This window comes from Myxococcus llanfairpwllgwyngyllgogerychwyrndrobwllllantysiliogogogochensis, from assembly GCF_006636215.1.
In the GTDB taxonomy this organism is placed as follows: domain Bacteria; phylum Myxococcota; class Myxococcia; order Myxococcales; family Myxococcaceae; genus Myxococcus; species Myxococcus llanfairpwllgwyngyllgogerychwyrndrobwllllantysiliogogogochensis.
The window spans coordinates 1-7384 of record NZ_VIFM01000407.1 but is presented as its reverse complement, the minus strand read 5'-3'; the positions used below and the strand labels follow the sequence as shown (position 1 = coordinate 7384).

Here is a 7384-nt window from a genome sequence, read left to right as displayed (position 1 = left end):
CCCCTGTCGCCCGGAGCCCCATCCATGCCCGCCGCACCCCTGCTGCTCGCCTGGCTCGTGTTCGCCAGCACGCCGCCCACGCCAGCCGCCGCCCCCAAGAGCGTCTACTCCCTCGATGACGCCGCCTTCGTCGCCCAGGCCCAGGCCGACCTGGAGCAGTTGGAGCGGCACGCCCGTGGCCTGCGACGTCTCCAGGACGAGGTGAAGCAGTCGCGCGGCCTCTACCTCCAGAAGCAGAGCGAGCCGTACACGCCGGACCAGAAGCAGCGGCTGCTCACCACGTGGGCGGCCTTCTTCGACTACTTCGTCTCCACCGAGGTCATCCGTCAGCGCTACTGGGACTTCGTGAAGGTGCCCGCCCTCACCCAGCCCAAGAAGCACGCCTGGGGCTTCCTGCTCACCCACGGCGCGCTCACCACGGAGCTGGCCCACGGCCTCACCTACGCGGAGCTCACCGGAGGCCGCAAGCAGTTGGAAGTCCTCCTGGACGAGCCCGCCCCCGAGTTCGGCCTGCCCCCGCGCGCCTTCGCCCGCTTCAAGGAAAAGGTCATCCACGTGGGCACCACCACCCAGCTCTACACCGGTGACACGTACAAGGAGCAGCTGCGCCCGCTGCTGGTGAAGGCCGGCGCGCTGGACGGCCCCCGCGTGCCCTGGGTGATGCAGGAGATGAAGCTCAACAGCGAGGTGGCTCGGGGCCTTCTCGCCAAGCGCGGCGCCACGATTTTCGCCAAGGCCGCCACGGACCTCACCCAGGACTCCGCCCAGCGCGCCTTCTTCCCCGTCCAGCGCGCCGTGGCCGAGTGGATGGGCGACACGCGCGTGCACCGCTCCGGCCAGCCGCTCATCAGCCGCGAGCAGGTGCTGGGCGTGCTCAAGAAGATGGAGCCCGGCGACATCATGGTGGCGCGGCAGAACTGGTACCTCTCCAACATCGGCCTGCCGGGCTTCTGGCCGCACGCGGAGCTGTTTGTCGGCACCGCGCCGGAGATGGCCGCGTACTTCGACGAGGACGCGGACGTGAAGGCCTGGGTGGCCACGCTTCCCGGCAAGCCCGCGTCCTTCACCGCGCACCTGGCTCGCGCGTTCCCCGCCAAGTGGGCCGAGTACTCCGGCAAGGACTCCCACGGCGACCCCATCCGCATCATCGAGTCCATCAGCGAGGGCGTCAGCTTCACCGGCCTGGAGCACGGCATGCGCGTGGACTACCTGGGCGTCATGCGCCCCCGGCTGGCTCGCGTGGACAAGGCGCGCGCCATCCTCCGCGCCTTCGCGTACCAGGGCCGCCCGTACGACTTCGACTTCGACTTCTTCTCGGACCAGACGCTGGTGTGCACGGAGCTGGTGTGGAAGTCCTACGCGCCCTCGCAGGAGATGCGCGGCCTGGCGGTGCCCCTGGTGGACGTCGTCGGCCGGCGCACGCTGCCCGCCAACGAGCTGGTCCGCCTCTTCGACACCGAGCACGGGCGCGACAACCGCCAGCTCGACTTCGTCGCCTTCCTGGACGGCCGGGAGGGCGAGGGGCTCGCGAAAGAGGCGGATGAGGCCGCTTTCCGTTACAGCTATCGCCGAGCCAAGTGGGACATCGCCCAGGAGTAGGCACGCACATGACGGAAGAAGTGGCCCAGGACATGCTGGAGCTGTCCGCCCAGCTCTTCGAGCGGATGATTTCGCAGCAACAGGCCAAGGTGCTGCGACTGGCCCGCGAGGCCGTCCCCAATCTCACCCCCGAGGAGCTTCGCAATCCCCACGACTTTCCCGAACTCAAGGAACACCCGACTTTCGAGTATGAGGACGGAATCCTGGCGGGGCTGATTTCGGCTCAAATGGGGCTGCGCGCGGAAATCAAGGGGAGGCTGCCCTATGCACCGCCCACCTTCTGACGCTCGGTTGCCTGCCTTTGCCGTCAAGCCCGGTGTGGGTTAGTGGTTGCGGCCGTGAGCATCCCCACAGGATTCAGCCCGCCGCTGGCCCGGGAACGGTTGGTGTCGGCGCTGGCCGCGGAGCCACCGCGTCTGGACCTGGCCGCGCTGGCCATCGCCACGCTGGACAGGCCGGAGCTGGATGCCCCCGCGTGTCTGCACGTCCTGGACGTCCTGGCGTGCCGGGTCCAGGTGGAGTCGGAGCGGCTCACCGACAAGGGCGAGGCGCTGGCGTCGCTGCGAGCGCTGCGCCACGTGCTGTCGGACATCGAGGGCTTTCGCGGCAACGAGGACAACTACCACTCGCCCGAGAACAGCTTCCTGGACCAGGTGCTGGAGCGGAAGCTGGGGCTGCCGATAACGCTGTCCGTCGTCTATCTGGAAGTCGCGCGCCGGGCGGGCATCCCCCTGTACGGAGTGCCGTTTCCCGGACACTTCCTCGTCGCCCATGACGCGGGGGACCACAAGCTGGTGATGGACCCCTTCCACCACGGCGACATCCTCACCGAGCACGGCTGCGAGGAGCTGCTCAAGCGCGTGGCGCCGCAGCTCAAGTTCGACCGGGCCATGCTGGCGCCGGCGCCGGTGGAGTTGATTGCCTACCGCATGCTGTCCAACCTGCGGCGCGTGTACCTGGGCCGCGAGGACCGCGAGCGGGGGCTGGCGGTGGTGGACCTGCTGCTTCTGTTGGCGCCGGATCACCCCGGGGAGCTGCGCACGCGCGCGGCGCTGCTGGCCAACCTGGGGGCATACCGCGCGGCGCTGCGCGACGTGGAGCGGTGCCTGGAGCTGTCGCCGGAGGCTCCGGACCGCGACCGCCTGGAGATGACGGCCCGCGAGCTGCGTGAGCGCGCCTCGCTGCTCAACTGAAAACCCCAAGGCCCTCGCCCGTGTCGGGGGGCCGGAGCGTCAACCATGTCCCAGACGGTGAAGCCCTGGCGGCGACTGCGCCTTGGGTTGGAGCACGACTATCAGGTGATGAAGGTCCGCGAGGACAAGTGGGCGGACCCGAGGACGGAGCAGGAGCATCCGCGCGTGCGGGTGGTCTGCGCGGACTGGGTCAACGTCATCGCGGTGACGCCGGAGGACTCGCTCGTGCTGGTGCGGCAGTTCCGCTTCGGCGTCGGCGCGGACACGCTGGAGCTCGCGGGAGGACTCGTCGAGGAAGGCGAGGACCCGGCCGTGGCGGCGGCGCGCGAGTTGGAGGAGGAGACGGGCTACGTCGCGGGCCGCGTGGTGCCGCTGGGCTGGATGCATCCCAACCCCGCGCTGCAGGACAACCGCTGCTTCATCTTCCTCGCTCGGGACTGCGTGAGGGCCCATGCGGGCCGGCAGGACGAGGCCGAGGACATCGCCGTGGAGCTGCACCCGCGCGCGGACGTGCCCCGGCTCATCCTGGAGGGCCACATCACCCACTCGCTCGTGGTGGGGGCACTCTTCCTGGAGAAGCTGCGCGAGGACGCGGACAGGAAGCGGTAGCGCGCGCTACCTGCGCTCGCAGCCACAGCCACACGCGTCGAAGAAGGGCGTCTCGCCCGGGGCGCAGACGAACATGGTTTGACGGCAGCCCTTCGGGTCCTTGGAGATGGAGCGGCGACCCGAGTTCCCTGGGGAGCAGCGTGAGTGGGCCCCCGCCGCGACGAGCGTGGGCGACTCCGGCGCGTCTCCGTCCCCGTCCCCGGAGGCGGGGCTGCAGCCCATGCCCACCATGAGCGCGAGGAGCCCCACGGTGGAGTGGGTCGTCCTGACGTTGAGCACCCTTGGACCTCCTCTACGGCCCCCCGCGCTTGCTGGGCGCATGGTGGCGAGAGTCCAATCTGGACGACCGCTCCGACAAGCGGGAGCCCCGGAGGGCACGAGTTCAGGGAGGGCCGTGCTCGGGAGCACACTGTCCACGTCCTGAAGCGGACACCGGGCAGCCCGCACGGGCCCATGTCGCGCTCCCCTTCCCACGCGCTCGCAAGCGCGTCCGCGCTCAACCCTTCGCGCGCTTGCGTGGACGTGACGTGGCGGCACGAGTCGCCCCCGCACCGTCCTTCACCGAGCCCCGCTCCCAGGTCCCCGAGCGTCCCCCGGACTTGTGCTCGAGCTGGACGGCCTCCAGCACCATGCCCCGGTCCACGCTCTTGCACATGTCATAGACGGTGAGCGCCGCAGCGCACGCGGACGTCAGGGCCTCCATCTCCACGCCCGTGCGGTCCACCGTCCGCACCGTCACGCGGACGGACAGCCCCTCTTTCACGGCGTCCAGGGTCACCTCGACTCCGGACAGGGCGATGGGGTGGCACAGCGGGATGAAGTCCGGGGTGCGCTTGGCGGCCATGATGCCGGCGAGCCTCGCCGCGGCGAGCACGTCCCCCTTCTCCACCTTCCCCGCGAGGATGCGCTCCCGCGTGGCGGGCAACATGCGCAAGAGCGCGGTGGCCACCGCCACGCGCTCCGTCTTCGGCTTCGCGCCGACATCGACCATCTTCACCGGCCCACCCCCTGGGCCACGGCCTGGAGCAGGTCATCCACCACGTCGTCCGGGTCCTCGAGTCCGACGGACACCCGGATGAGGCTCTCGCGAATCCCCGCCGCCTTGCGCTCCTCGGGCGTCAGGCGTCGCGCGCTGGCGCTGGCCGCGTGCATCACCAGCGTGCACACGTCCCCAAGCGACGGACCGGGTCGACCGACCTTGAGCGCCTCCAGGAAGCGCATGGCCTCGGGGCGGCCCGCGCCCCGGATTTCAAAGGACACCATGGGGCCGCCATCCTTGAGCACCTCGCGAGCCACCGCATGGTCCGGATGCGAGGCCAGCCCCGGGTAGATGACCCGCTCCAGCAGGGGCGACTCCGCAAGCCGCCGCGCCACGTGCGCCGCGTGTTCGGCATGGGCCTTCATCCGTACGGGCAAGGTGCGCAGGCCGCGCAGCGTGAGCCACGCCTCGAACGGACCCAGCACATCGCCGGAGAGCACGCGCGCGGCGCGCAGCACGTCGATGCGCGAGCGCGCACCACTCACCGTCCCGCCCAGCGCGTCGCTGTGCCCGTTGAGCCACTTGCTGGTGGACTGCACCGCGTAGTCCGCGCCCAGCTCCAGCACGCGCTGCCCCATGGGCGAAGGGAACGTGGCGTCCACCGCGAAGGCCGCGCCCACGTCCCGGCACGCCTTCGCCAGCTCGCGCAGGTCCGCCACGCGCAGCAGCGGATTGGTGATGCTCTCCGCCAGCACCAGGCGCGGCTTCAGCTCGCGGATGCGCGCCTGCGTCCCCGCGTCCGTCAGCTTCAGCGCATGCAGCTCCACGCCGAGCGCGGCACACAGCTTCTTGTAGAGCGCGCGCGTGACGCCGTAGCCGTCCGCCGGCATCACCAGCCTGTCGCCAGGCCGGAAGTCCTGGGCCTCGAAGAGCGAGCGAAGCGCGGCCATCCCACTGGCGTAGGCCACGCACGCCTCGGCGCCCTCCAGCGCCGCCACGGCCTCTTCGAGCAGCGTGGTGTTCGGAGCGCTGATGCGGGCGTAGGCGTAGTCCTTGCCGTCCAGCGCGCCGTCCAGGTCGTCGCTGCTGTCGAACCAGCTCACCGCGGACACGGAGATGGGGGGCGAGACGGGAACCGCCTTGCTGCCCGTCAGCCGCGTTCCGGCGTGCACCGCCAGCGTCTTCTGCTTCGTGCTCATGAGAGTCCTGTTCCGCCCTTGCCTGGCTCGAAAAGAAGGCCGGTCCGCCATGGAGACGGACCGGCCTGGAGCATGCGTCACGCGGTGGTGAGCGGGCTACTCGCCCTGCTCAATCAGCCAGCGCTCCGCGTCGATGGCCGCCATGCAGCCGGTGCCGGCGGCGGTGATGGCCTGACGGTAGTAGCTGTCCTGCACGTCACCACAAGCGAACACGCCGGGGATGTTCGTGCGGGTGCTGCCCGCCACCGTCTTGAGGTAGCCGCCCTGGTGCGTCTCCAGGATGCCCTGGAACAGCTCCGTGTTCGGCGTGTGGCCAATGGCCACGAACAGGCCCGTGGCATTGAGCAGCTGGCTGTCGCCCGTCTTCAGATTGCGCACCACCGCGCCCGTCATTCCCTTCGCGTTGCCGGTGACTTCCTCCACCGCCGAGTTCCACAGGAAGGAAATCTTCGGGTTGTTGAGCGCGCGCTCCTGCATCACCTTCGACGCGCGCAGCGAGTCGCGACGGTGGACGAGGGTGACGTGCTTGACGATTTTCGCCAGGTACGTGGCCTCCTCCATCGCCGTGTCTCCACCGCCCACGACGAGTACTTCCTGGTTCTTGAAGAACGCGCCGTCACAGGTGGCACACGCGGACACGCCCCGGTTCTTGTAGATGTCCTCACCCTTGACGCTCAGCCACTTGGCCGTCGCGCCGGTGGAGATGATGACGGTCTCCGAGAGAACGCGGATGCCGCTCTCCCCTTCGATGACGAAGGGGCGCTTGCTGAAATCCACCTTCACCACGTTTTCCATGTGGATGACCGTGCCGAACCGCTCCGCCTGCTTCTGGAAGCGGTCCATCAGCTCCGGGCCGGTGATGGCCTCCGGGAAGCCCGGGTAGTTCTCCACGTCCGTGGTCACCATGAGCTGCCCGCCCGGCACGCGCTGGGGATGCTCCAGCGTGGGCCCACCAGCGAACACCATCGGTTCCAGGTTGGCGCGCGCGGCATAGATGGCCGCGGTGTAACCCGCCGGCCCCGAGCCGATGATGGTCACCTTGTTGATTTTCTCCTCCGCCACGGGTGGCTCCTCCCTCTTTCCGTTGAGGCCGCGAAGGTACCAGAGGCCCTCGGGCGCGTGATACGAAGCTGGCCTCATGGATGCCGAGCTCCTCAAGAAGGTTGCGCTGTTCGAGGGTTTGACCCAGGGCCAGCTCGCCAAGGTGGCGCAACTCGGCCACACCAGGGACTACCCGGCGGGCGCCTTCCTCTTCCGCGAGGGGGAGTCCGGCCAGGAAATGTTCGTCATTTCCAGCGGCAAGGTCCGCATCTCCAAGTCGGTGCCCGGCATCGGAGAGGAAGCGCTCGCCATCCTGGAAGCCGGCCAGTACTTCGGAGAGATGGCGGTTATCGAGGACTCTCCCCGCTCCGCGGACGCCATCGCCCACATCTCCTGCTCGGTGTGGGCCATCGAAAGGTCCAAGCTGGACCAGCTGATGTTCACCGACAAGGACCTGGCGTACGTACTGCTCTGGACGTTCGTCCGCACGCTGAGCGAGCGACTTCGCGAGACGAACGACAAAATCAAATCGTTCTTCGCCATCTCCCGCTTCTGACAGCAGGCCCGCACCGCCCACCTCTCACCGCCCGAGAGGGTCCGTGGTGTGCGGGTGACCGTCCGGGAGTCGAGCCCTGTCGAGCCAGACGGGATGGGTAGGCCCACCGCGCCCCAGGTAGCGACAGCGGGCACATGCCTTGCTCAAGCACCGCGCCGGGGAAGGTGGGCGGGATGGAGTGGAGCATGGGCCTGTCTCTTATACCCAT

At 69.1% G+C, this 7384-nt stretch carries 9 protein-coding genes; 5 read left to right on the top strand and 4 right to left on the bottom strand.

The features are described from left to right. Window positions 1-24 precede the first annotated feature (24 nt). From FJV41_RS46955 to FJV41_RS46940, 4 genes are all read left to right on the top strand, one after another. Window positions 25-1599, top strand: coding sequence for a YiiX/YebB-like N1pC/P60 family cysteine hydrolase (locus tag FJV41_RS46955; RefSeq protein ID WP_174488975.1), 1575 nt, complete (start codon window positions 25-27; stop codon window positions 1597-1599). 8 nt (window positions 1600-1607) lie between these two features. After that, window positions 1608-1883, top strand: coding sequence for a hypothetical protein (locus FJV41_RS46950; protein WP_141649139.1), 276 nt, complete (start codon window positions 1608-1610; stop codon window positions 1881-1883). 84 nt (window positions 1884-1967) lie between these two features. Then, window positions 1968-2792, top strand: coding sequence for a SirB1 family protein (locus FJV41_RS46945; RefSeq protein ID WP_141649142.1), 825 nt, complete (start codon window positions 1968-1970; stop codon window positions 2790-2792). Window positions 2793-2837: 45 nt separating this feature from the next. Next, complete coding sequence (locus FJV41_RS46940) at window positions 2838-3401, top strand: NUDIX hydrolase (RefSeq protein ID WP_141649138.1); 564 nt, start codon at window positions 2838-2840, stop codon at window positions 3399-3401. A 6-nt stretch (window positions 3402-3407) separates the two neighbouring features. Here the strand turns inward: FJV41_RS46940 and FJV41_RS46935 are convergent, their stop codons facing one another. From FJV41_RS46935 to trxB, 4 genes are all read right to left on the bottom strand, one after another. Continuing rightward, window positions 3408-3680: a hypothetical protein gene (locus tag FJV41_RS46935; RefSeq protein WP_246137864.1), complete on the bottom strand. Its 273-nt coding sequence runs from the start codon at window positions 3678-3680 to the stop codon at window positions 3408-3410. 217 nt (window positions 3681-3897) lie between these two features. After that, window positions 3898-4398, bottom strand: coding sequence for a cyclic pyranopterin monophosphate synthase MoaC (moaC, locus tag FJV41_RS46930; protein WP_141649137.1), 501 nt, complete (start codon window positions 4396-4398; stop codon window positions 3898-3900). Beyond that, the gene (locus tag FJV41_RS46925; protein ID WP_141649136.1) at window positions 4395-5579 is read right to left on the bottom strand and encodes a trans-sulfuration enzyme family protein; all 1185 of its coding nucleotides are present in this window, start codon (window positions 5577-5579) and stop codon (window positions 4395-4397) included. The genes moaC and FJV41_RS46925 overlap by 4 nt, the downstream gene beginning before the upstream one ends. Before the next feature lie 96 nt (window positions 5580-5675). Further along, window positions 5676-6641, bottom strand: a complete 966-nt coding sequence (gene trxB / locus FJV41_RS46920) for a thioredoxin-disulfide reductase (RefSeq protein ID WP_141649140.1) — start codon at window positions 6639-6641, stop codon at window positions 5676-5678. Between the two features lie 76 nt (window positions 6642-6717). On the opposite strand from trxB, the gene FJV41_RS46915 reads away from it, so the two are divergent. Continuing rightward, window positions 6718-7176 carry a cyclic nucleotide-binding domain-containing protein gene (locus FJV41_RS46915; RefSeq protein ID WP_141649135.1) on the top strand — a complete coding sequence of 153 codons (459 nt, stop codon included), beginning with the start codon at window positions 6718-6720 and terminating at the stop codon, window positions 7174-7176. Window positions 7177-7384 lie beyond the last annotated feature (208 nt).